Origin of the sequence: Natribaculum luteum (assembly GCF_023008545.1) — an archaeon.
GTDB lineage: Archaea > Halobacteriota > Halobacteria > Halobacteriales > Natrialbaceae > Natribaculum > Natribaculum luteum.
In genome coordinates this window covers 1-21,250 of sequence record NZ_CP095398.1, presented here as the reverse complement: position 1 = coordinate 21,250, position 21,250 = coordinate 1, and the positions used below count along the sequence as shown (strand labels likewise).

Annotated in this window: 21 protein-coding genes and 2 pseudogenes; 8 read left to right on the top strand and 15 right to left on the bottom strand. The window is 59.2% G+C overall.

Annotation, left to right across the window (positions count from 1 at the left end):
* Positions 1 to 19: 19 nt before the first annotated feature.
* Both MU558_RS18965 and MU558_RS18960 read left to right on the top strand, forming a co-directional pair.
* Positions 20 to 1,084, top strand: coding sequence for an ABC transporter ATP-binding protein (locus tag MU558_RS18965; RefSeq protein WP_246975804.1), 1,065 nt, complete (start codon positions 20 to 22; stop codon positions 1,082 to 1,084).
* A complete protein-coding gene (locus MU558_RS18960) occupies positions 1,081 to 1,998 on the top strand; it encodes an ABC transporter permease (RefSeq protein WP_246975802.1) in 918 nt (305 codons plus the stop codon). The genes MU558_RS18965 and MU558_RS18960 overlap by 4 nt, the downstream gene beginning before the upstream one ends.
* 32 nt (positions 1,999 to 2,030) lie before the next feature.
* On the opposite strand, the pseudogene MU558_RS18955 reads toward MU558_RS18960, so the two are convergent.
* From MU558_RS18955 to MU558_RS18920, 8 genes and pseudogenes are all read right to left on the bottom strand, one after another.
* Positions 2,031 to 3,495, bottom strand: a pseudogene (locus MU558_RS18955) (transposase); the annotation flags it as partial.
* Between the two features lie 65 nt (positions 3,496 to 3,560).
* A complete protein-coding gene (locus MU558_RS18950; RefSeq protein WP_246975799.1) occupies positions 3,561 to 4,445 on the bottom strand; it encodes a DUF7964 domain-containing protein in 885 nt (294 codons plus the stop codon).
* A complete protein-coding gene (locus tag MU558_RS18945) occupies positions 4,442 to 5,413 on the bottom strand; it encodes a DUF7983 family protein (RefSeq protein WP_246975796.1) in 972 nt (323 codons plus the stop codon). The genes MU558_RS18950 and MU558_RS18945 overlap by 4 nt, the downstream gene beginning before the upstream one ends.
* A gap of 188 nt (positions 5,414 to 5,601) precedes the next feature.
* Positions 5,602 to 5,970, bottom strand: coding sequence for a UPF0175 family protein (locus tag MU558_RS18940; RefSeq protein WP_246975794.1), 369 nt, complete (start codon positions 5,968 to 5,970; stop codon positions 5,602 to 5,604).
* A 149-nt stretch (positions 5,971 to 6,119) separates the two neighbouring features.
* Positions 6,120 to 6,596, bottom strand: a complete 477-nt coding sequence (locus tag MU558_RS18935; RefSeq protein WP_246975791.1) for a hypothetical protein — start codon at positions 6,594 to 6,596, stop codon at positions 6,120 to 6,122.
* Positions 6,593 to 6,907, bottom strand: coding sequence for a hypothetical protein (locus MU558_RS18930; protein ID WP_246975776.1), 315 nt, complete (start codon positions 6,905 to 6,907; stop codon positions 6,593 to 6,595). The genes MU558_RS18935 and MU558_RS18930 overlap by 4 nt, the downstream gene beginning before the upstream one ends.
* 207 nt (positions 6,908 to 7,114) lie before the next feature.
* Positions 7,115 to 7,419: pseudogene (locus tag MU558_RS18925) on the bottom strand (arsenic resistance protein); the annotation flags it as partial.
* A 108-nt stretch (positions 7,420 to 7,527) separates the two neighbouring features.
* Positions 7,528 to 8,751 carry an MFS transporter gene (locus tag MU558_RS18920; RefSeq protein ID WP_246975773.1) on the bottom strand — a complete coding sequence of 408 codons (1,224 nt, stop codon included), beginning with the start codon at positions 8,749 to 8,751 and terminating at the stop codon, positions 7,528 to 7,530.
* A 100-nt stretch (positions 8,752 to 8,851) separates the two neighbouring features.
* Between MU558_RS18920 and MU558_RS18915 the strand changes: the two genes are divergently transcribed.
* The gene (locus tag MU558_RS18915) at positions 8,852 to 9,244 is read left to right on the top strand and encodes a CopG family ribbon-helix-helix protein (protein ID WP_246975771.1); all 393 of its coding nucleotides are present in this window, start codon (positions 8,852 to 8,854) and stop codon (positions 9,242 to 9,244) included.
* Positions 9,245 to 9,475: 231 nt separating this feature from the next.
* Here MU558_RS18915 and MU558_RS18910 read toward each other — a convergent pair whose 3' ends face one another.
* Positions 9,476 to 10,648: an ISH3 family transposase gene (locus tag MU558_RS18910; protein ID WP_246975769.1), complete on the bottom strand. Its 1,173-nt coding sequence runs from the start codon at positions 10,646 to 10,648 to the stop codon at positions 9,476 to 9,478.
* 421 nt (positions 10,649 to 11,069) lie between these two features.
* Here MU558_RS18910 and MU558_RS18905 point away from each other — a divergent pair, with 421 nt between their 5' ends.
* From MU558_RS18905 to MU558_RS18895, 3 genes are all read left to right on the top strand, one after another.
* Positions 11,070 to 11,528 carry a hypothetical protein gene (locus tag MU558_RS18905; protein ID WP_246975767.1) on the top strand — a complete coding sequence of 153 codons (459 nt, stop codon included), beginning with the start codon at positions 11,070 to 11,072 and terminating at the stop codon, positions 11,526 to 11,528.
* Positions 11,529 to 11,740: 212 nt separating this feature from the next.
* Positions 11,741 to 12,901 (top strand): methionine adenosyltransferase, encoded by a 1,161-nt coding sequence (locus MU558_RS18900; protein WP_246975765.1) that lies wholly within the window; start codon positions 11,741 to 11,743, stop codon positions 12,899 to 12,901.
* Between the two features lie 30 nt (positions 12,902 to 12,931).
* On the top strand, positions 12,932 to 13,585 hold the full coding sequence (locus tag MU558_RS18895) for an Ntn hydrolase family protein (RefSeq protein WP_246975763.1): 654 nt from the start codon (positions 12,932 to 12,934) through the stop codon (positions 13,583 to 13,585).
* On the opposite strand, the gene MU558_RS18890 is transcribed toward MU558_RS18895, so the two are convergent.
* The 3 genes from MU558_RS18890 to MU558_RS18880 all read right to left on the bottom strand — a co-directional run bounded on the left by MU558_RS18890 (position 13,586) and on the right by MU558_RS18880 (position 15,703).
* On the bottom strand, positions 13,586 to 13,897 hold the full coding sequence (locus tag MU558_RS18890; protein WP_246975761.1) for an MTH1187 family thiamine-binding protein: 312 nt from the start codon (positions 13,895 to 13,897) through the stop codon (positions 13,586 to 13,588). It lies immediately after the preceding gene.
* A 145-nt stretch (positions 13,898 to 14,042) separates the two neighbouring features.
* Positions 14,043 to 14,771, bottom strand: a complete 729-nt coding sequence (locus MU558_RS18885; protein ID WP_246975759.1) for an ABC transporter permease — start codon at positions 14,769 to 14,771, stop codon at positions 14,043 to 14,045.
* On the bottom strand, positions 14,768 to 15,703 hold the full coding sequence (locus tag MU558_RS18880) for an ABC transporter ATP-binding protein (RefSeq protein WP_246975757.1): 936 nt from the start codon (positions 15,701 to 15,703) through the stop codon (positions 14,768 to 14,770). Before MU558_RS18880 ends, MU558_RS18885 begins: the two co-directional genes overlap by 4 nt.
* A 327-nt stretch (positions 15,704 to 16,030) precedes the next feature.
* On the opposite strand from MU558_RS18880, the gene MU558_RS18870 reads away from it, so the two are divergent.
* Both MU558_RS18870 and MU558_RS18865 read left to right on the top strand, forming a co-directional pair.
* Complete coding sequence (locus MU558_RS18870) at positions 16,031 to 16,615, top strand: metal-dependent hydrolase (RefSeq protein ID WP_246975753.1); 585 nt, start codon at positions 16,031 to 16,033, stop codon at positions 16,613 to 16,615.
* A 262-nt stretch (positions 16,616 to 16,877) separates the two neighbouring features.
* Entirely contained in the window at positions 16,878 to 18,620 is a 1,743-nt protein-coding gene (locus MU558_RS18865) for a cation:proton antiporter (protein ID WP_246975751.1), read from the top strand.
* Between the two features lie 23 nt (positions 18,621 to 18,643).
* Here MU558_RS18865 and MU558_RS18860 read toward each other — a convergent pair whose 3' ends face one another.
* The 3 genes from MU558_RS18860 to MU558_RS18850 form a co-directional block, all read right to left on the bottom strand.
* Positions 18,644 to 19,429 carry a sulfite exporter TauE/SafE family protein gene (locus tag MU558_RS18860; protein ID WP_246975749.1) on the bottom strand — a complete coding sequence of 262 codons (786 nt, stop codon included), beginning with the start codon at positions 19,427 to 19,429 and terminating at the stop codon, positions 18,644 to 18,646.
* A gap of 404 nt (positions 19,430 to 19,833) precedes the next feature.
* Positions 19,834 to 20,244: a DUF7970 domain-containing protein gene (locus MU558_RS18855; protein WP_246975747.1), complete on the bottom strand. Its 411-nt coding sequence runs from the start codon at positions 20,242 to 20,244 to the stop codon at positions 19,834 to 19,836.
* A complete protein-coding gene (locus tag MU558_RS18850) occupies positions 20,241 to 21,113 on the bottom strand; it encodes a ParA family protein (RefSeq protein WP_246975745.1) in 873 nt (290 codons plus the stop codon). Before MU558_RS18850 ends, MU558_RS18855 begins: the two co-directional genes overlap by 4 nt.
* Positions 21,114 to 21,250 lie beyond the last annotated feature (137 nt).

Genomic DNA, 21,250 nt, shown 5'->3' with positions numbered 1-21,250 from the left:
ACTGAAACGATACAGTGCGATGACGAGCCGACAAACACACCTACAACAGAATGCCGCCAACCAGTCTCAGGAAACAGACCTCGCAATTGACGCGCAGAACGTCACTGTCACTTACGAAGACGGAACCGAGGCAGTTCGTGGCGTCTCCTTACGCATCGAGAACGGCGAGTTCTTCGGCTTCCTCGGGCCGAACGGAGCCGGAAAGACGACCACTATCAAATCGCTCGTCACACTCCTGCATCCAACGGAGGGGTCGGTACGAATCAATGGCTATGACACCGCGACGGAGCCCGAGAAGGTCCGGCGATCAATCGGGTATATGGCCCAGGAAACGAGTATCGACAGAGAGTTGACGCCGCGAGAGAACCTCCAGTTGGCCTGTAAACTGTACGGCGTTCCGGGAGACCAGCGCGAGGACCGCATCGAGGCGCTGCTTGATCTGGTGGATCTGCAGGACGTCGCTGACACGCGGTCGGAGAAGTTCTCCGGCGGGATGAAAAAGCGACTGGATGCCGCGAGTGTCTTGGTGCATCGCCCCCCGGTGGTCTTTCTCGACGAACCAACGACCGGTCTCGATCCAGAAGCACGATTGCGCCTCTGGAACTACTTCGAACGGATCAACGAGCAAGGGACGACAGTGTTCCTCACGACGCAGTACCTGGAAGAAGCCGACCAACTGTGTGACCGACTCTCCCTGCTCCAAGACGGGCAGATCATCGTAACTGGATCGCCGGACACACTCAAGTCCGAATTTGGGACGGACGTCTTCGAGATTGCACTCGATAATCCGGTCGAAGACCGAATCGAACGCGCCGTGCAGGCCGTTCGTCGCATCGAAACACTCGGTGAACCAACGATACGAACGACCGAGGACGGATTCACCGTCAGGTCGGCGCGGGCCCGCGAGGCTGCAAGCGATCTTTTCGCTGCCCTCGACGACGCAGGCGTTTCGGTCAGCGACTTCGACGTTCGCTCGCCCACGCTCGACGATGTCTTCCTCGCGCTGACGGACGACTCGTCCGACACCGCTGGCAGGGCAGACACAGGTATGGCGTCGCTCTCCGCTCAGGAGGTGTCGACATGAGCAGTCACTCGGCTGACGAAGGTCTTGTCGTGAACGACACCGCACAGGAAGCATCAGGCAACAGCGTAACAGCTGACATTCGCATCAGTTTCAAGCGGTGGCTGGTCAAGAACTTGCGAAACCCCTACGTCATATTCACGTCGCTGGTACAACCGGTCATCTTCTTCGTCCTGTTCGTCGAGGTATTCGGGGCGATCGCCGGCAGCGCGCTCGCGACGGCGCTTGGCCCCGACATCAGTTACGTCACGTATCTGTCTCCGGCTATCATCATTATGTCCACACTCTCGTCGGCAGCCACCTCCGGCATCGGACTCGTCGACGATATGGAGGAGGGAATGTTCGAGAAGATGCTCGTCTCGCCGATGAACCGGTCGGCCATGTTCTTCGGCAAAGTCCTGTCCGAGGTGGCCCGAATCGTCGTCCAGACGGTGATAATTCTCCTCCTTGGATATCTACTATTGGTTCTCAAAGATGGCGCAGCGTTCGATCAGTACCTCCGTACCGGCGCCGCTGGTATTTTCGGCGTCGTTCTCGTCACGGTGATCTTTGGCGGCGCGTTCATGGCGTACTCGAACATCGTTGCCCTGGTTTCCCGCGATCAGGAGGCGACGATCATGTTCGCGAACCTGCTCACGTTCCCGCTGGTATTCATTTCGAGCGCCTTCCTCCCTCTCAGCGTACTCCCGGGATGGATCAGAACTGTCGCCGTGTTCAACCCGATCACGTACGGTGTCGACGGCGTCCGTGCTATCATGCTGGGACAGGACGTGATGACGGTCTTCGAGATGACGGCATTCGGTGGAATCTGGAACACGGTCGTGCCCGCAGTAGTCATTCTCGTTGGATTCAACGTTCTATTAGGTTCGATCACAATCCGTCTACTGCGTCGCGCTGCCAGAATCAAAGTACAGTAGTCCAAGACTCCCTCCAGTCATGGGAAGTTGATCCCGCTCTCGATTTCCCACCTGTAGCCATACTCTGTGAGGTGTCCACTCCCTCTATTCGTCATAAACACCGAGTACTGCCGGTGATCGTCGTGCTCTGGATTCTCTTTCCGGCGGTAGATCAGCGTGGTCTGGTGCCATTCGTTCTTCCCGAGGTGCAGCTTCCGGTCGGTCTCGTATCGGTCCTGGCCCCGTTGGAGCAACCGCTTGGCCTGGGCCTTCTCACTCGTCTGCATCCGCTTTGGGACCACGTATCAAAGCCCGCGCTGGCTGATCATCTCCAGAACGTGCTGACTATTGAACTCACGGTCCATCAGTACGTTTTCGACGTGAACGAGGTCCTCAGCCGAATCGAGCAAGTCCTCGACGATTTCCTTCCGTGACTCACCCCGCCGAACTGGCCGTGCATCGAGTACCAGTGGAACAGCGTTGCCGACCAACTGGACTGTTGCCCACTGGTAAACGTACTCGTCGGTCTGCCCCTTCGTCCCGATAATCTCGTCCTCGTGGCCCTTGCGGTCGCCTGTGAAGGGATCGGCTTCAGTGATATCGATCGCCACGATTCCGGTACGATAGAACGCCTCCGTCGCTGCGACCTCCTCTAAGATGCGGCCCACTGCCTGCCGGTACATCTCTCGAATCTGTTCGAACGAGAGATCACGAAGATGGTCACGATGCGCGTGCCCTAGCGGGGTTCGGTCACGAGTCGACTCGTGGATGAAACTGCGAGCTCCCTCGTTCGCGGCGAGATTTGCTCGCAAATCAAAATACGTTCGCAAGTCCCAGTACGCATTCTCGTGGATCTCACAGCCCTCACTACGATTAAGCGAGAAAGCAGGGAGGATGATGCGGCTGACGTGGTCGGTGATCTCGCTCGCCTGCTCGAGAACGGCCCTATTGTCTGGGTCCGGTTGACCGGGTTCAGTATCGTGGTGCCGGAGCGTTCGATCCGGTTCACGCGGGACTGTGATGCCCGCATTCTGGGCGGTGATGAGGATCGTTCGAGCAACCGTCTCGATAGTCTCGCGGAGATCAGTCGTGAAGCGTGTGTGTGCCAGCTTCGCCACAGCGTTGACTGATCGGGAATCGGCTCGATACCCAGTTGTTCACGCATATCAGATCGACGATCGAGGTACTCGACGAGTGCTGTCTCGTGGTCCCACCCGTGGAGTTCTTTCAGCACGAACACGCGAAAGAGGGTGGCCATCTCATAGCGTGTCGAGTTCGCATAGCGATCGTGAGGATCGAATCGAAAGTAGGCCAACGGGCACGTACAGACGAACAGCTCGACGGAGGTATGGGCGTCGTGATCGAACCACGCCTCCGAAACAGTACGAATGTCCGACTCCAAGCCGGCTAGGGAACTCTGTCATACAACGGCGTTGAGTCGTACTCCGACCACTCAGCGTGCGACTTTCGGGCGATCTGACGAAAGACACTCCGGCGAGACCTACAGGTTGGTGCCACTACGGAACGCTGGACACGTCACAGCCAAGAACTCGTTCTCTTCGACAGACAGTCAAAAGAATATGTTACAGGTGGCCGTACCCCCTGCGTTCGAGTTCCGCCTCCAGTTCGACGTGCATCGCTTCGACGGTCTCCTCGTCGAAATACTGTCCCGTCATCGCACCCGAGATCTCCGCGATTTCAGCGTGCCACTCGCGTACTGCGTCCGCAAGGGCAGCGAGGAGTTCTTCCTCCGTCTTGCCTGCCCCGTCAACTTCCTCGACGACCTGCCAGCCCGGCTGAAAGTTTTCGAGGACGTATCCCCTATCCTCGAGCTGAATCGCAAACCGCTCGCAAACCGCTCCAAACCCCGTTTCGAGACTGAGTAATGGAATAACGTGGACGACATCATCGCGCTTCTCTAGCTCACGAAGTTCCGCGACGGGGACAGCAGTTTCGGGGAGCACTGAATAGAGTGGATCAGGGAGGGGAGGACCGCTTTCATTGGTTCCCGGAGAGGCGTACTGGGCGTCAATGGACTCGCCTTTCTCTTTCACGATCTCCGGTTCTTTGCCGTTCGGCTCGTCGCTGAGAACTTCCTTCAAGATAGCGTAGAAGCGCCATTCGTCGCCATAGTCGTAGAGATAGCAGATGCGATCGTACTGTTCGAGACCAAGCTGGCGGGTCATCTCGCCGATCGTCACGTCACCGGCGTTCTCGATCCGCTCGGTACGCAGTACTGGATCGCCACCAAGCGACTCCTCGTACTCCTGCGGGCACTGGTATTTGACAGCACTGTCCCAGTAGTCTTCATCCTCCCCAACGAACCAGAGGTGACCCTGATCGAGTCCGACTGCAGGGTTGATCGCCAACTGGAACTCGGCGATCGTTCTACCCGCGCCGACAACGATATCCCGCCACAGTGATGTCGGATCGGGGTCGAATTTGACGCGAAAGCGGTAGGCAGTCATCCTTGCATCTCCGTACCTGTGCGGAAACTGGTGAGGTCGTCGATACGCTGTTCGAGCTCCTCGATCTCCGATCGGAGCTGGTTTGCCTCATCATCCTCGCTGGCAGCGAGGCGGTCTTTCAACCCCTGCAATCGGGACTCTTTGACGTCTTCATCGACCTCCGCTTTGCGAACGTATTCGCTTTCTTCGACCTCGTACACATCGGATTCGGAGAGCGTGGTGACTTCAAGTGCTTCATCGACTTTCGAGCGGTCGACGCCCAGCACACGTTCGCGGTCGATGCCAGCGCTCTCGAGGCGTTCCAGTACCTCCTCGTCGTCTTTGAGCGAGCGGTTGCGGCGACTCGTCCGTTGGACGGAGCCATACTGCCCGGAGACTGGACGGTCGTGATGGAGTCGAGCGAGGAGGATATCCGCGACCTCCTGGCGGAAATCGTTGGCATCTCGCTGGACGTCCGAAAGCAGGGTGTAGAGATTCACCAGCGCGTTCGTCTCCAGCTCAGAGAGGTCAGTCACATCGTGGCGTTCGAGTGCGTCGATGAGGAGGAGCGCGTCCGAGTAGACATCCAGTCCGTCGGGTTCAGTTCGGTCCTCGTCCGTGGATTCCTGTTCCGCACCGACCACCTGCGTCGCCGTCGCAGCCTCTGATTGGGTGATGACACCAGCATCCTCATCAACCTCGAACCGTGGATGGACACTCCACACCGCCGGATATGGACCGGCATCCGCGGGAAGACGATCAAGTTCAAACCCGTCCTGGGCGTCTTGGATTCGTCGATAGAGCGTTTCGAACTGGTCGCGCTGGAGCGGGCGGGTCTCGTCTCTGTCTTCGAACTGGATGATGACGCGAGCTTCCTGGACGTCAGTAATACGAAATCGGTGATGGGAGAGCGACGTGATGAGCGGCGCACTCTCGGGAAGGTCGTCGAGTTCGTCGAGAAGCGTGTGCCAGCTGGCGGTGAAAGACATATGCCGTGGTTGTGCTCCAGACAGACTAAATCTTGTTCACGATCCGGCCCCACTGGTGGCAGAATCCGTAACAGACAGTCTGATGCGTGTCTCGAATGAACAGCCGATATGGCTGAGACGTACGCACTCCGTGTTCAAATCGAGAGTCGTGTTGAGAACACCCGGGGTCGCTGGAATACCGTCACCTGTCATTTCGCAGGTGATTCCATGTCGTCTGAGTCCTCATCATCGAATTCGAGTTCGTGTGCTGCCTCTGCCTCGTAGGCTGCGTCGTCTTCGTCAATGAGTCCGAGGCGAAGTTCAACGCCATGCTCGCGGAGAATGTCTCTCATCGTCCAGCGGTCGACATCAGCGAGTCTCGCAGCATCACCGAGCGTGATTCGCTCGCGTTCGTAGAGGGCGACCGCAGCTGCAATCCGTTCGTTCTCGTGGTCCTCGAAGTACTCTCGCACAAACTCCCGCAACGCATCGCTCTTGCCACCAAACACACCAGCCTCGACAGCACCTTCGATAAGGAGATCGAGGTCATCGGGATAGGAGCCGGTAATTCGCGCCATCGTTCTATTTCTGACTACGCCTTCATACTATTTATGAACTGTGCCAGACTGCCATATGCATGGAGACGGCCAGTCTCAACTTCTGCCCGTGCTTCTCGAGACGAGACTACAGCAGATCGCTCGAGGCTGAGAAAATTCTCTCTACGACGCTACGATTCACAGACTGAACACGTCCGTCCGTGACGGACGTAGATCAGTCCCACCAGGATCCCGACGGAAATCGTGCCGAGGAGTGGACGGAGTGGATCGAAGTACGTCATGAGTGCGGACGAACTGAACAGGGTGAGCAGGAAGACGTTACAGATCGGACAGCCGACCGCGAGGAACCCCCCGATTAGCCCTCCCATCGCCCACCGGTCCTCACTGCTCGTTCGGTCGTCCTCACCCTCGAGTCGCGATTCGGCCACCTCGGTCGCCAATCGTTGCGCAGTGTAGACGCCCGCCAGTAGCGCGGTCAGCACGAGAAACAGGTAATCGATCGGCGTTCGGGGAACCATCCGGACGTAGAGCGGGTTCGGAATGAGACCGGTGACGATTCCGAACAGCAGGAACACGCCGATTCCGGCAACTGTCCCCCACGCGATCGCCCGTCGATCCGATCGGATCGGTTGGAGGAGCCCAGTCATGGCGTTGTCTCCGTGGTAAACGAACACCGTTCGAGATTGCTCGCCCATCCCGACACGAACAGCGACATGACGACGCCGCTGACGCGAAGTAGTGCACCGCCGTACGCCATCTGAGTGAGCGAGACACGGATGTACTCGAGACGACGACGTCCGTCTCCGAGCGTTCGAACCGAGAGTTCCCGCGTCGGCAGACCGTAGATGGCAATCACCGCGAGTACCGGCTCGAGCATCCATCGCCACGGTTTGAACAGGTACGAGAACGCTACAGAGCAGTTCGAGAGACACCCCCTGATCGAGTCGTACGAGATCATTCGAGTAAACAAACGCAACACTGACTAAAATCTCCGACTCCGTTTTGCTGACCCAGCAAACCACCAGTTCCGTTACAGTCGTGGGCGTTCGCGCTGTTTCCGCTGTAACGTCGACGGCTTTGATCGCTACGTCCGTCCTCGCCGCTCTCATCGCGATACCGACCGTTGCGGGAGCGCTCGCCAGAGCATCGTTGCTCCGTCACCGACTTAGTCGTCGTCCGGAGTCGGTTCTGAAACAGATGTCTCGAGTTGTCCGGTTGTGGCACTACTTCAGTCGAATGTGCGCTTGAAGTACAGCGCGACGTTAACCAGCGCGAGTAGTACGGGCAGTCGATGAGCGGACCGACGACGGTTGTGAAGGCGACGCCAGAACCGACGCCGAAGACCGCAACCGCCAACTCGAAGCTGTTCAAGGCGTCCGTGAACTCGATCGCCGTCGTCGAGTAGTCCGCACCGACTCCGTTGCCCATACCGAAACTCGCGAACAACATTACGACGAAGTAGATCGGCAAGATCGTCAGCGCACTGCGATGAACAGTGTACGGCGACGCTGGCACGAACGCGGAGAGCTCCGCTTTGCCGCCCGTATCGGGGCGGCGAGACGACGGTCGGTGAGAGCGTCACTCGGTCACTGGTGCCTCCCACGAGAGAATTGCGCCAGATCCAACGACGAGGACGGCTCCTGCGACGGCGAGCGCAAACAATGGGGACACGATGTCAGAAATGACGCCGCTGCCGAGCTGGAACGGAACGACGGCCAGGCCGCTGACCATCGCCATCGCGCTCAACACGGTGGCTCGACCGAGCGTTTCGACGTGATCGTTCACGTACTGGCCGGCGAACGACCGCGTGACGTCGGAGAGCCCGCGGGCGACCAGAAACGTCGGCAGCGCAAGGACGGGAACGTAGTACATCCCGATCAGCGCCGCGCCAACGACGAACGGCAAGACGAGAAACCACGTCCGGATGCCCAGATGAGCTTTTATCGCGCCGGTGTAGTAGCTGAGCACCGCACCGACGAGACTGTACGCCGCGTAGAACCACCCTAGCAGCGACTCGACTCGAGCGGGTGACACACCGAGATCGACGACGACCGTCTGGAAGATCGGCTGGAGGAACACGAACACGAGGTACGTGACGGCGGCGTAGAGGACGTAGTAGTAGAGGATGAACGCTCGAAGATTCCGGCGTGAGAGGGCCTCCCTGACGATACCGACTGTCCTGCGGAAACTCAACGCGTCGGTGTCGGTCTCCCTGTACGTCTCTGGTTCGTCCAGTGTGAGAAGGACGACCGCACCGAGTCCGGTGACGGCGGCGGCGACGAACCACGGGTACGAGAGATCGATGGTCCCGAGATACCCACCGACGATGGCTGCGCCAGCGCCGACTGCCAGCGAAGCGGCTTCGCCACGTCCTCGGACGTGGGCGAACTCGTCTTCCGAGAGGTCGTCGGTGAGCGTGTCGTAGAGCCAGGCGTCTTCGCTCCCCGATCGAAAGTTGTACCCTGCAGACCAGAAGACGTAGAGGACCGCCAACGTTGGAAACGACCCAGCGAAGCCGATACCGAGTAGCGTCACGGCGATCAGCACGGTCCCAATGAGGAGGCTATTCCGACGACCGATGCGGTCGCCGACGTATCCGGTTGGGATCTCGCCGAACAGCGTCGTCAGATTGTAGATCGCCTCGAGCATCGCGATCTGCGTGAAATTGAGCCCCTGTGCCAGAAAGAAGAGGTACATGATCGGCCGGTAGAACTCGACTGCTTTGGTGGATTTATAGAGGTAGTACTTCAGGACGCTCCCACTCGTCGAACCCCACCACCGACCTCGAGAGCGAATATTCATTGCAGAGAAATCGACGAGAGCCCTTCAATTGCGTTCCGTTATTTCGATTTTCGAGTATCGTAATAACGGAGGCTAAGTATCGCCCGACGCAAGGGCGCGTATGCGAACGAGCCTCAACGTCCCACAGGAAGTACTGGAGACGTTCGACGAGACGTGGAAGGCAGAGGGACTGGAATCGCGCTCACGGGCCGTCCGCGAAGCGATGCAGGAGTACGTCGAGCAACACACGCAGCTAGAGGATCTCGAGGGGGAAGCCGTCGCGGCGATTGCGTTCGACTACGAACACACTCTCGTCATCGGAGACCTCCACACGATCCAACACGAGTTCGAAGACGTCATCGGAACGACACAGCACATGCACCGCGGAGACTGGTGTCTCGAGACGATTTTCTGCACTGGTTCCGCGGGCCGGATCCGCGAACTGGTGTACCAGCTCCGTGACTTCGACGCTGTCGGACGGGTGAACGTCATGTTTCTCCAGCCCGTCGCCTGATACGACAGTTTGGACGTACTGTCCACGTCGACTCGATCGTCGGTACTTCCCGAAAGTCGCTTCGTGAACTGTGCTGAGTCATTGACGAACAGAGCGAATGCCGGTGTGGTAACCGAGTGAACAGGAAATAGAATCCACGGATGAGGAGAAGTGAAGTAAGAAGGCTGAGATACGCTGTTCTAGGCGAATGCTGTTGCTCACCAAGAGCTTGCCCAAGGCCGCGGGCTGGCGTCAGCCCGCGGCCGGCGCGTATGCTTCTGGCACACCTGTTCCGTTCATCTCGATCTCCCAACTCCGCTCTAGCTCTTCCTCTAATGCATGTCTGATCCAGTCAGAGAAGGTCTTGAACGTGAATTCCTCGGGCAGGTCGCGCCCGCCCCGACGCGGGCGGGCGACGACCGCCCACCGAAGCACGAGCCAGAGGTTCTCCAGCAAGAACCCGACCAAGACGAATGCAAAGCGGACGACTGGATCTTGTGTCGTCGTTACCACTCGTGCTTGGCGAAACACCCGGTAGCTTGTTTCAATCGCTGACCGTTTCCGGTACAGCTGTTCGACCTGCTTGGGCGTGCGATCAGCCAGATCGCACGCCACATACCCTCGCACAACCTCCCCGCTTTTCCCTCGATCTCCAGCGTGATAGGACACAGCGACCGCGAGCGGGAATTCTAGTTCCCGCTCGCGGTCTTTGTACATCCGATAGGTTGTCATGTACGAACGGTGCGTGTCCAACTTTTCCTTCATGCGTTCTCCCTTCTTTTGGACGGGAACGACAGTCGCAGCAATCTCCTGAGAACGACGCAGAATACGTTCGTTGTAGAAGCCACGATCAGCCAACAGAAGCTCTATGTCGAAGGGATAGGCTTCGACGCGGTCGAGGACGCGCTCGACCGCGTCGGCCTCTTTCTCATCGCTACGGACGTACGTCATCGCCAACGTCACTGGCTTTCCGTTCGAGACGAGATACGCTGTGCAGTACCGGTGGCACGTCGTTGTTCCGTCTTTCGCGTGCATGCGGCAGAGTTCACCTTCTTCATCGGCGTACGTTCCGTGGTAGGGATTATCGACGAAGTCAATGGAGACGATCCTCGACCGATTAGGGTCGAGGATCGTCATCGCTACCTCCCTGAGAAGGCGGTTAGCAACCTGCTCAAGCCACTCTCGGTTGAGCGTATGGAGCCAGTCCATGACAGTATCGTCACAGACAGCGTTGTCATTGTCCTTGCACGTCTCCCAGATGGAGGTCTGATTGACTGCTGCAAGAATGACGACCGCCCAGATATCGCCGGGATCGAGGGGCGAGCCCTCGATCCCTGGCAAAGGGAGCTGGCAAATGACGTCTTCCGCTAGATCTTTCACGTCTGAGTCTGAAAGAACACCGTCTGGTTGAGGGACGCTGAACACATTCACTTAGCCAGACATCTTCCTCATGAGACCAACGCTTTAGCTTCAGCTCTCACACCAGTTGGGAAGTACCGATCGTAAATCTCCGAGAACGGCAGTTCGGCGATCCCACCACCGGACTGTTCCGCCTCGTTTTGTGCGGTGGCAACGGCCCGTAAAACGTCGACGCGTATCTCGTTAGACAGGAGCCCGAACGCAGCGTCCGCCGTCTGCTCTGTGGCCAGACGGGGTCGTACCACAGCACGCGGTAATGGGATTGGGGCGGGAGGCACAGCACCGACACACCTACCCTGAAACGCTCGATGCCGGTGACGGTCCTCGTCCTCGTCGACTCGAGCAGGACTCGAATCGTCGACGACGCAAACGGTGTGGGGGACAAGTTATAGCACTGTTTTTTGTGATTAGTGATTCATCAATTGTTATGAAGTGTGAGAGCTTCGTCGGCCACCTGCGGATTTTGGGGGGACACCCGATAGCGGCTGGCGTCGTTGTCAGATTCTTAACTGGACTAATGGGTCTATTCGCAATAGCAACACTTTGGGAGGGGAATCCTCTAGGAGGGCTTGTCGGTGCGATCGGCTGTGGCATTACTGTGGCATACTTATCTGAAGAGCGACTCTTCACCATTATTGTCTATGCGGCTATTGCGGATGTATTGAGTTCGATTGTGTTTTTCTGTCTTGTTCTTGTCACCTATCTTATGATGGTCGCGTTAACCGAGGGTCTCGCATTTATTTCAGCCGTTTGGTTTGCAATGTGGTACGTGGTACTTGGTGGTATGGTGGCAGTAATTGTTGGCAGTATCTCACTTGTTATCACGGGAATCTCTGCAACAGTCACCACTCTCGTTACGCGACAAAAAAGATACAGCGGTGAGTAGGCAGGGGCAGCTCACCGCTACTATCTCGCCTAACGATTGAGTTCAGTTTCGAGAAGAGAACTGAATAAAGAAATCGCGCTACCAACTACTGATATTGAGTGGATAATTCAATTCGAAGAGCGTGAAAACAAGCCATGCGAAGATTCTAGCATTCGGAACTACTGCTTTAGGGGCGGGTAACTCAAGTCACCACGACGATTGTATCTCTGTCTATGGTGAAATCCTCGGTCACCGTTCGTCACCTCGAGCGAAGTCCCATCTCCGCACGGTCGACGGAGTTCGTCGAACGGAAGGGACTCGGGCATCCGGACACGATCTGCGATGGCATCGCCGAAGCGATCTCGCGTCGTCTCTCGCGACACTATCTCGACGAGTTCGGGCAGATTCTCCACCACAACACCGACAGCGTACAACTCGTCGCGGGAACGACGGAGCCAGCGTTCGGCGGCGGGGACATCGTCGACCCGATCTACGTCCTCATCAGCGGGCGGGCGACCAGAACCGTCGATGGACGGGACGTGCCGGTCGACGAACTCGCAGTCGACGCCGCCAGAGACTACGTCGACGCGAACTTCGACGAGCTGCCCGCCGACGCGGTCGAGTTCGACCCACGCATCGGTGAGACGTCCGCAGACCTGAAGGCGCTGTTCGACAACCGGGCCGTTCTTCGAGCGAACGACACCAGCATCGGCGTCGGCTACGCCCCCCTGTCCGAGACGGATCGCATCGTCCGCGGACTCGAGTCGGAGATCCGCGAGGAAATTCCGGCAGTCGGTGAGGACGTCAAGCTGATGGGCTGGCGCACGGACGATACGCTTCGGCTCACCGTCGCTGCCGCCGTCGTCTCCCGGTACGTCGCAAGCGTCGAGGAGTACGTCGACGTCAAAGAGCAGGTGGCAGACCTGACCAGACGGTACGCAAGCGAGCGAACCGAGAGAGCCGTGCAGGTAGACGTCAACGCGGCCGACGACGTCGACACCGGGACCGTCTACCTCACCGAAACCGGCCTCTCCGCGGAGATGGGCGACGACGGAAACGTCGGACGGGGCAACCGCGTCAACGGACTCATCACGCCCCACCGGCCGATGAGTCTCGAGGCAGCGGCTGGCAAGAACCCGGTCACTCACGTCGGCAAGCTCTACAACCTCGTCGCGACGAACGCCGCAGCACGGATCCATCGAGAACTCGACGCCGAGTATACCGAGGTCAAACTCCTCTCTCAGATCGGCACACCGGTGACGGATCCGCAGGCTGTCGACGTCGAGACGACGGCACGCGACGACGAGGCGATTCGACGTCTCGTCACTGCCGAACTCGAGGACATCGACTCGCTGTCTCGCGATCTCGTGGCAGGTGACGTGCAACTATTTTAACGCTGGGCGTCGACACCTCGAGGATCGACGATGAACGCGTCTTACCCAGGCGATCGACGATTGCGGAGCGAAGACCCGGTGGCCGACGGCGGCTCCGGGATGGCTGGCACGCTCGTGGGACTCACCACGCGAGGCGGCGTCCTCCTGGCAGCCGACACGCGCACGAGTGAGGGCACCGTCGTTCGCAGCGAGCGCGTCCAGAAGATCGAACGAGTTCATCCGACTGCCGCAATGGGATCGACCGACCACCTCGGCACTGTGCAGTCCTTTATCCGAACGATCCGTCTCGAGGCCGGCCGCTACGAGACGGATCGTGGCGAGCCGATGACGCTGGCAGAACTCGGTACGGTCGCAGCCGAGGAGCTTCGGTCGGCGTCCGCTCCGGGGACGTTCGTTCTCGGAGGCGTCGACGACGACGGTTCGCACGTCTTCAGCCTGCGTCGGGACGGCGGCGTCCTCGAGGACGAGTACGTCGTGGTCGGCAGCGGACAGCAACTCGCCGCCGGCGTCCTCGAGGCCGAAGCGACGGAATCGCTCACGATGGCCGAGGCACCACGGATCGCCGGTCGCGTCCTCGAGAGCAGTGCCAAGCGTGACGCCCAGACCGGTGTCGGGGTGCGCGTCGCCGAGATCACGGCCGCTGGCGTCGATCTCCACGAGTACGAGTCGATCGACGACCGCTAGTCACTCGCCCTGTCTGGCTTCTCGTCCGAGTCGTCGTTCGACGGCGTCGACCTTCTCGCTGGCACGCTGGTCGACCGTCCGTTTGTCGTCGACTTTCAGCGTCGTGATCACCCGATCTTCGTCGACGGCCGCGTGTGCGGCTTCTGCGGCCGCAAACAGCTCACTCGCGTCGTCGGCCTCCACGATCGTCCCCATCGGATTGGTCTCGTAGGCGACGTCGAACGCCTCGAGTGCGTCGACTGCCTTCGCGATCTCTTCCGACATGCTCCCCTCCCGAATGGGAACGACGTTTAGCTCGCCAATTGCCGTCATGTGTCGTGGTACGTCATCCCCGGATAGAATCTTTCCGTCGTTCAGTGGCGACGTCGGAGACGTCTCGAACTAGGTACCCAGAAGAGAGTCTGACTTCCGCGGCGACAGCCCACAGTTCGAACCGCGGATGGAGATCAAGACGACACTACAGACGTCTCGGAAGCGTTCTCCGGTGAACGACGACCGCAAGACCGAAGGCCACGAGAAAGAAGCAGAGAAGCCCCACGAGCCATCTGCTCACACCACCGTCGGCTCCGAGGCCGAATTTCGTCACCTTGACGAAGTAGGTCAGCGGGGACACGTAGGCCACCACACGGCCCCACGACGGCAAATTCTCGACGGGAACGAAGATGCCACTGACGAAAATTACAGAGAACTTGACCAGGGTGGCAAGCATCATCACGTTCGCCGTCTGATCCGTCGGGACGGCGGCTAGTAGGACGCCAAGCGCCGAAAATCCAATCGCAGCGAGAACCAGACCAGTACCAAAGGTAACGGGGTGGGCTATCGAGAACCCGAGGGCAAAAGAGAGTGCCACGGTAGCAAAGCCAGTGATAGCAACGCCGACGACGGCGGACGCCAAGACGTCCCCGAACAGTATCTCGACGACCGTGATTGGAGCAGAAACGAGGCGCTCCAGCGTGCCATCTCGTGTTTCCCACGGCGCAATAACCGGCGAGATCGACGTAGAGGTAAACCAGAGCGTCATCCCGACGAGACCTGCGACGAGTTGTGTTCCGGACATCTCTCGGCCCATAGTGAACGCGAGAAAGAAAAACGCCGGGAGGAGGAGGCCAGAGATGATGACTGGGCCCTTGGCGTAATAAATTCGAACGTCTTTCTTCGCGACGGCCAATACCCGGTGCAATCTCATCGGGTCCCCTCCGTGAGTGCGGTAAATGCGTCCTCGAGGCTCGGGCCAAGTGTCCGGAGCGAACGTAGCGTCAGGTCCTCTTCCTGCGCGACGTTTGCGACGGCTTTGACGACGGCATCTGGATCGGGCGTCGCGAGACGAAACGTGTCGCCGCGCTTTTCAGTCTCTTCGACTGCACTGAGCCCGGCCAGGACTTCCCGCTCGAGTTCCTCGGCGAAACTCACCTCGACAGCACGGGTTCGCTCGATCGTCTGCTTCAGTGCTTCGGGCGCGTCGATCGCGGCAATCTCGCCTCGATTGATGATCGCGACTCTGTCGCACAACCGGTCTGCTTCTCCGATATTGTGGGTCGTCAGAAACACGGTTTTTCCCTCCCGATTCAACTCTGTTATCCGCTCTCGGATGAGTTGCTGACTCTCGACATCGAGCCCGGTAATCGGCTCGTCCAAAAAGAGGACTGCCGGGTCGTGTAACAGTGCCATCGTCAACATCAGCCGCTGTTTCATTCCCTTGCTGAACTCGGCCGTGGTGGTGTGACGTCGCTCGAACAACCCGAAAGAGCGTAGTAGTTCCGTCCCCCTGGATTTCCGCGTCTGTCGAGGAACACTGTACAGTTCGCCGACGAGCATCAGGTTTTTCCAGGCTGTCAGGTCTGGATAGGCGTTGAACTGCTCGGGCACGATCCCGATTTCCGACTTCGCCACTTCGGTATCGGCACGAATGTCCCAGCCTGTGATCCGAGCAGTTCCCGCGTCGGGCCGCAAAATGCCGGTCAGCATCCGGATCGTGGTCGACTTCCCCGCACCGTTCGGACCGAGAAAGCCAAACACTTCGCCCTCCTCGATTTGAAAGGAGATACCGTCCACGGCCGTGAGGCCGTCGAACTGCTTGACGAGATTCTCTACCGTGATTGCTGGTGAGGGTGTTGTCATGGTCTCATAGTGTGTCTGCAAGTAGGCTGTTACCATCACCCACAGACAAATATTCTTCTCCTGCCTTCCCCTGCAAGGACGTCCTGTTTACGCGCTGAGACAGTGTGGTGTACACGGCTATGACTCGCTTCGACGTGCAGTCGGCGAATAGAGTAAGCATCGCTTCGACGTTGATCGACAGTGCACTGGCGTTTCTGCGTGGGCGTCGGAAGAGCGGGATCTTGCTCCTCGCAGCGGCCGCACTTTCGACTCGAGTCCCCGGCCTCGGGACGGTGGTCTCGCTATTCCTCCGACTCGGTCGGCGGCTTCGATAGCTCGAGTGATCGTATGGTCGACGTGACTGGACACTTCGGGATGGCGCTGTTGTTCGCCGCGCCAGCGTGGTTCGTCTGGGGTCGACGAGGTGCGCTCGGTTTCACGGCGTTCGCGCTAGTGACGGCGATGCTTCCGGATTCCGACCTGGTCCTCCAGCAGGTCCTTCCGATCACCCACCACGGCGTGACCCACACCCTCCTGTTCGTCGTTCTACTGAGTACCCTCGGCGGGTTCGTCGCCGCCAGGTGGCTCACCGACTATTTCAACACCCACAGCCGGATACGAAGCACCGACATCGCGAGCGAGACGGTCTTCGTCTTTGCGACGACCGGCTTGCTCGTCGGCGGAACCAGCCACCTGTTCGCGGACGTGCTTTCCGCGCCGGACATCGCGCCACCGCTCTCGCCATTCTGGCCCTTCTATCCGGAGCCGGTGATCGTCGACGTCATCTATTACGACTCGCCACTCTGGAACTTCGGGTTGATCGGCGTGGCCCTCGCCGTCCACCTGGTGCTCGCCCGACACGAGGGAGTCCCGCTCGAGACGCGGTATCGGATCGGGAACCGGGAAGATAGCGAGGCGCTCGGGGCGAAATGACTAACGCTCAGCGGGCGAGCCTCGAGGCGAGGACTGGTTCGCGTTTCCTTCCCGCGATACGCCGAAAGCGGTGCAAGTAGAGTTAGGGAGTTGCTCCGTTCGTGTCCGTGTGGTGTGTCTACTGCACCGTGTCGGTGCCGTCTCTCCCATCCCTTTCGTACGGCGTTCGTCGTTCGATCCTTGTGGATGGAGGTTGGCACCATCGTTCTGTGCTACCGATGGCAGGCGGTTAAGACGGTAGGTAACGTGTATTGGCTGTAGGATGGCGGTCGAGGGGATTCAACCGGCGGGAGGCGTCGAGGAACAACTACTCACGCTCCTCGCCGTGTTCACCATCGCAGGGGTCGTCGGCACGCTCACGACGAGATTCGTCCGCATCCCGTACACCGTCGGTCTCGTACTTGCGGGGCTAGCGGTGTCTATTCTCCACCTGCCGCTGGCGACGCCGCTTACGGGCGAGTTTATTCTGCTCGTTATTCTTCCGACGTTGATATTCCAGAGTGCGATGAACATCGACGTCGAACGGTTGCGCGAGGATATCGTCCCCATCCTGCTGCTGGCCGTGGTCGGACTCGTCCTTTCGGTCGCGGTCGTTGGCGTCGTCGGGTCGGCCGTGTTCGGATTCCCCATCATCGTCGCCCTCCTGTTCGGATCGATCGCGATGCCGACCGACCCCGTTTCGGTCGTCGCCCTGTTCGAGGAACTCGGCGCACCCGAACGGCTTTCGGTCCTCGTCGAAGGAGAGAGCATTCTGAACGACGGCGTCTCGATCGTTCTCTACTCCGTTCTTCTGTCTGTCCTGTCGCAAACGCAGGTAGAAGGGGTCGACACTGCGGGGGTAGTCACGCCCGGCTTTCTCGGCAGAGAGGTAGTATTCGGCATCGTGGCAGCGATCGCCGGCGGTACGCTCATCGGCGTGGTCGCCGGGTACGCTGCATATCGCCTCCTCGAGGCCGTCAACGACCCGATGACCGGAATCGTGTTCACCGTGGTACTCGCCTACGGGGTGTACATACTCGCGGAACAGCTCGAGGTCAGCGGCGTCATCGCGACACTCGGTGCAGGACTCGTCATTGGGACTCAGAAGACCAGCGATCAAGTGAGTGCACGGACACGGTTGACGCTCGGAACGGTCTGGTCGAGTGCGGCATTCATCGCGAACACGGTCATCTTCGTCGCGATCGGCGTCGCTACCCCACTTGGCCTGCTCGCGCAGTACGCCGGGGGGATTCTGATTGCCGTCGTTCTCGTGTTCCTGGCGCGAGCCGTCGTTATCTATCCGCTGGTCGGGGTGACGAACAGATGGCTAACGGACTCGATTCCACGATCGTACCAGCACGTGATGGTCTGGAGTGGGATCCACGCCTCCGTTCCGATCGCTCTCGTCCTCGGCCTTCCGGAGAGCCTTTCGGTAGGACTCCAGGAGGAACTCGACGCACTCGTCTTCGGCATCGCGGCGATCTCCCTCGTCGTCAGCGGGCTCACGATGGACGGGCTCCTCGATCGCCTCGGGATCGTCACGAAATCGACGGCAGAACAGCGCTACGAACTGTTGATGGGCCGACTTCACGGCGTCGACGCGGCTCTCGCGGGGGCTGAGGAACTGCACCAACGAGACGACATCCCACAGGAGTTCTACGAGGATATCGTTATGCGGTATGCGACCCAGAAACGGCGACTGAATCGTTCCATCTCGGAACTGCTCGACGAACATCCGCACCTGCGCGAGAAAGAGGAACTCGCCGCAGAGAGTGAAATTCTTCGGCGCGAAATTCTCGGTATCAGGACGGCAGTCGAGCGAGGAATCATTAGTCCCGACGTCGGTGACCGTCTCCTCGCGGAAACGGAACGGCGACTCGAGCGCGTCGACGCCGACAAGCACGTACTCGATACCAGAACGTACGACGAAACGGAGTGGGAAGCGATGGATACTACGTTCGACGACGGACACTCGGAAGGGACGTCGGCTGACGACGAACGGTCGGACCGTGACTCGAGTTCGTGACGACCGCTTTGAGTCGATTTGCGCTACAGTTTCGGAAGAGACGTCGACAAGAGCACGAACGCGTTCACTGTCAGGAGCACGAGTACGAGCCAGCCGAACAGACGTTCGGAGATGTTGTCAAAAATCCAGACGCCGATCCAGGCACCAAGGAACACCATCGGGAGCGCGATTGCTGTCTCGATTAGCAACGGCATCTCGACAGACCCGGTGTACGTCAGGCTACCAAAGCGGTACAGCATCAGGGTCCCGAAAAACGCGGTGAACACCGCCTTCATTTCCTTGTCACTCCAGAACCCGCCGGCGGCCATGAACGCGCCATAGACGATCATCGGCGGTCCGGGTACTGCGACTGCTCCACCCAAGATGCCAGCGAACAGGCCCGCGGTAGCACCGGTAAGCCTACCGGGTCTGTATCCCTTCCGATCTATCCAGTCGGTGACGGCGTCAATCTGTCGCATCGCACCGACGACGATAACTGCGATTACCAGTACGACACCGATAGCTGCTCGCATCTGTGCCCTGTTGAACTGCTGGAAGACGTAGATCCCCAGCGGCATACCGACGACTAGGCCGGCCATCGGAACGATCCACTTCCGCCAGTCGAAAGCGTCGCGGACACTCCACCAGACTCTGCCATTGCTGACGACTGCAGCCACGGTGAAGATGATGGAGGCACTCGTCGGCGATCGGAACAGCGGTAACAATCCCATCGACACCTGGGCAAACCCGAAGCCTGCAATGCCGTGAACGACCGACGCAACAAGAATGACCAGCGCTGTCAAGCCTGAAATGAGCCAGTCGATAGCCATAGTGATCTTAGTTATGAGCCTCGTCTTCGCAAGGTGAGTACTACGTGAGCGTCCACGCTGGCGATAGGTGAGCGGCCTTTATCTGCGTTGTCGCTGCAATTTCAGTGGGTCTGGATTCTAAGCTCGTCCTGTCGGTCGTATCGGACTCGGACTGACGGCACAGATGCGGGAATCTCGGAATAATAGCTGCACGAGGCAAAATAGGTGCGTGAGATAGAATAGTTACATGGGGTGGAATAGTGGGGATTTACAAAATAGGCACCTCGAGGGAAGTGATTCCAGGAGATGTCTCGAGACCGTCGGTATCACTCCACATCAGTAAGTGTGAGATCCAACTCCAGGTCGACCTCACCAGTATCGTGGTACCAATCTCGAGAAGCACAGCCGCCGGTACAGCCGCGGCGTTATCGTTCCGATTTGATCAGTTCGGCGATCCGGTCTGGTTCCTGTGCGGCCAGCCGAAGGACGGCGTCGTGAATCTCGCGCTTTTCTTCGTCGCGAATGCCTGCTTTCCGGAGTTCCGGAACGACCGTGATGCCGACGGCGTCCTCGAACTCGTCCCACGTCTCGCCGCGAGCGTATAACGGCCGCTGGCGGACTTCGGAGTACTCGAAGGCCGGACCCGACGACTCGTCGGCTGCGTCAGTGGCATCTCGTTCCGGCTCCGCACTCGAGGTCACCGACTCGTCCGCATCTGTCGCCGAGGCCGTCGTTGGTTCGTCCGTCGTCGGCGTCTCTCCGGCTGAGTCGTTCGAGTCCGACGGCGAGTCGTCGTCGGAGACGGTCCCGAGGTCGTCGAACGGATTGTCCGTCATCGATCGACACCACCCGTTGCGACGATGTCGGCGAGCTCCTCGAAGTGCGGTATCTGATCGTTGTCCGGGTCGTAGTCCTGGAGCGGCTGGTTGTACTTGAGCGACTTGGAGATCGCGGCCCGGTGACGGATGCCCGGTTTCGGTGGTCGACGCTCGCCAGCGTCGATCGCGTCGAACTCGTCGGCCGTGATCCGCGCGAAACTCGGCACCTTGTCGGCGGTCGCATCGGCCGTGTTGAGGTTCTCGAGCAGTTCGCGATCCTCGGTCTGCTGATCGATCCGGTTCTGGATCTGGTTGGGGACGATCGTGAGCACGTCGACGTCGATGTACTCTCGAGCTGGCAGGATGAGTCGCTCCATCGTCCGCTTGTAGCCGCCGATGGAACTCGAGCCGGGTGCGATCGGGATGACGACGTTGCCCGTCGCGACCAGCGCGTTGTTGTTCAACATCCCCGGGTACGCCGGACAGTCGAAGACGATGTAGTCGTAGCGATCGCCCAGCAGCGGATCGACGATCTTCGTCTTCACTCGCGCCGACCCCTGGAGTGCGCCGGCGAGATCTTTCTCGACGTCCTCGAGCGTATCCGACGACGGGAGGAGGTCGAATTCGAACTCCGTCGGCTGGATCAGATCCGACAACGTCGCGGTGCCGTTGTCGAGGATGACGTCGCCGAGGTTCGTGTCGCTCTGGTATGCGTCCTCGAATCCGAGCCCGTTCGTCGCGTGGCCGTTCGGATCGAGGTCGGCAAACAGGACGCGACCGCGCTCGCTGAGCTGGCGAGCGAGATTCATCGAGATAGTCGACTTGCCGACACCGCCTTTCAGGATCACTACGCTTACCGCGCGCGGAGTTTCGACGTTTGTTCCCATCGTATGACACCACCCGCTGTAGCCACACGAGGTTCAGTAGGTACCTATTGGATCTCGTGCGGCAGTATCAACGGACGTGAGAATCATCATACGCGAGGTGCTTAACTCTACCGCAGTAGCTACAATAGGTGGTGTAG

Bases quoted from the DNA above. Each gene is read 5' to 3' on its own strand.
- MU558_RS18950 (WP_246975799.1), bottom strand. From the start codon at position 4,445: ATGACTGCCTACCGCTTTCGCGTCAAATTCGACCCCGATCCGACATCA.
- MU558_RS18915 (WP_246975771.1), top strand. From the start codon at position 8,852: ATGCGAACGAGCCTCAACGTCCCACAGGAAGTACTGGAGACGTTCGAC.
- MU558_RS18860 (WP_246975749.1), bottom strand. From the start codon at position 19,429: ATGGCTATCGACTGGCTCATTTCAGGCTTGACAGCGCTGGTCATTCTT.
- MU558_RS18855 (WP_246975747.1), bottom strand. From the start codon at position 20,244: ATGACGGACAATCCGTTCGACGACCTCGGGACCGTCTCCGACGACGAC.
- MU558_RS18865 (WP_246975751.1), top strand. From the start codon at position 16,878: ATGGCGGTCGAGGGGATTCAACCGGCGGGAGGCGTCGAGGAACAACTA.
- MU558_RS18965 (WP_246975804.1), top strand. From the start codon at position 20: ATGACGAGCCGACAAACACACCTACAACAGAATGCCGCCAACCAGTCT.
- MU558_RS18890 (WP_246975761.1), bottom strand. From the start codon at position 13,897: ATGACGGCAATTGGCGAGCTAAACGTCGTTCCCATTCGGGAGGGGAGC.
- MU558_RS18935 (WP_246975791.1), bottom strand. From the start codon at position 6,596: ATGACTGGGCTCCTCCAACCGATCCGATCGGATCGACGGGCGATCGCG.
- MU558_RS18930 (WP_246975776.1), bottom strand. From the start codon at position 6,907: ATGATCTCGTACGACTCGATCAGGGGGTGTCTCTCGAACTGCTCTGTA.
- MU558_RS18850 (WP_246975745.1), bottom strand. From the start codon at position 21,113: ATGGGAACAAACGTCGAAACTCCGCGCGCGGTAAGCGTAGTGATCCTG.
- MU558_RS18870 (WP_246975753.1), top strand. From the start codon at position 16,031: ATGGTCGACGTGACTGGACACTTCGGGATGGCGCTGTTGTTCGCCGCG.
- MU558_RS18900 (WP_246975765.1), top strand. From the start codon at position 11,741: ATGGTGAAATCCTCGGTCACCGTTCGTCACCTCGAGCGAAGTCCCATC.
- MU558_RS18945 (WP_246975796.1), bottom strand. From the start codon at position 5,413: ATGTCTTTCACCGCCAGCTGGCACACGCTTCTCGACGAACTCGACGAC.
- MU558_RS18885 (WP_246975759.1), bottom strand. From the start codon at position 14,771: ATGAGATTGCACCGGGTATTGGCCGTCGCGAAGAAAGACGTTCGAATT.
- MU558_RS18960 (WP_246975802.1), top strand. From the start codon at position 1,081: ATGAGCAGTCACTCGGCTGACGAAGGTCTTGTCGTGAACGACACCGCA.
- MU558_RS18920 (WP_246975773.1), bottom strand. From the start codon at position 8,751: ATGAATATTCGCTCTCGAGGTCGGTGGTGGGGTTCGACGAGTGGGAGC.
- MU558_RS18895 (WP_246975763.1), top strand. From the start codon at position 12,932: ATGAACGCGTCTTACCCAGGCGATCGACGATTGCGGAGCGAAGACCCG.
- MU558_RS18905 (WP_246975767.1), top strand. From the start codon at position 11,070: ATGAAGTGTGAGAGCTTCGTCGGCCACCTGCGGATTTTGGGGGGACAC.
- MU558_RS18940 (WP_246975794.1), bottom strand. From the start codon at position 5,970: ATGGCGCGAATTACCGGCTCCTATCCCGATGACCTCGATCTCCTTATC.
- MU558_RS18880 (WP_246975757.1), bottom strand. From the start codon at position 15,703: ATGACAACACCCTCACCAGCAATCACGGTAGAGAATCTCGTCAAGCAG.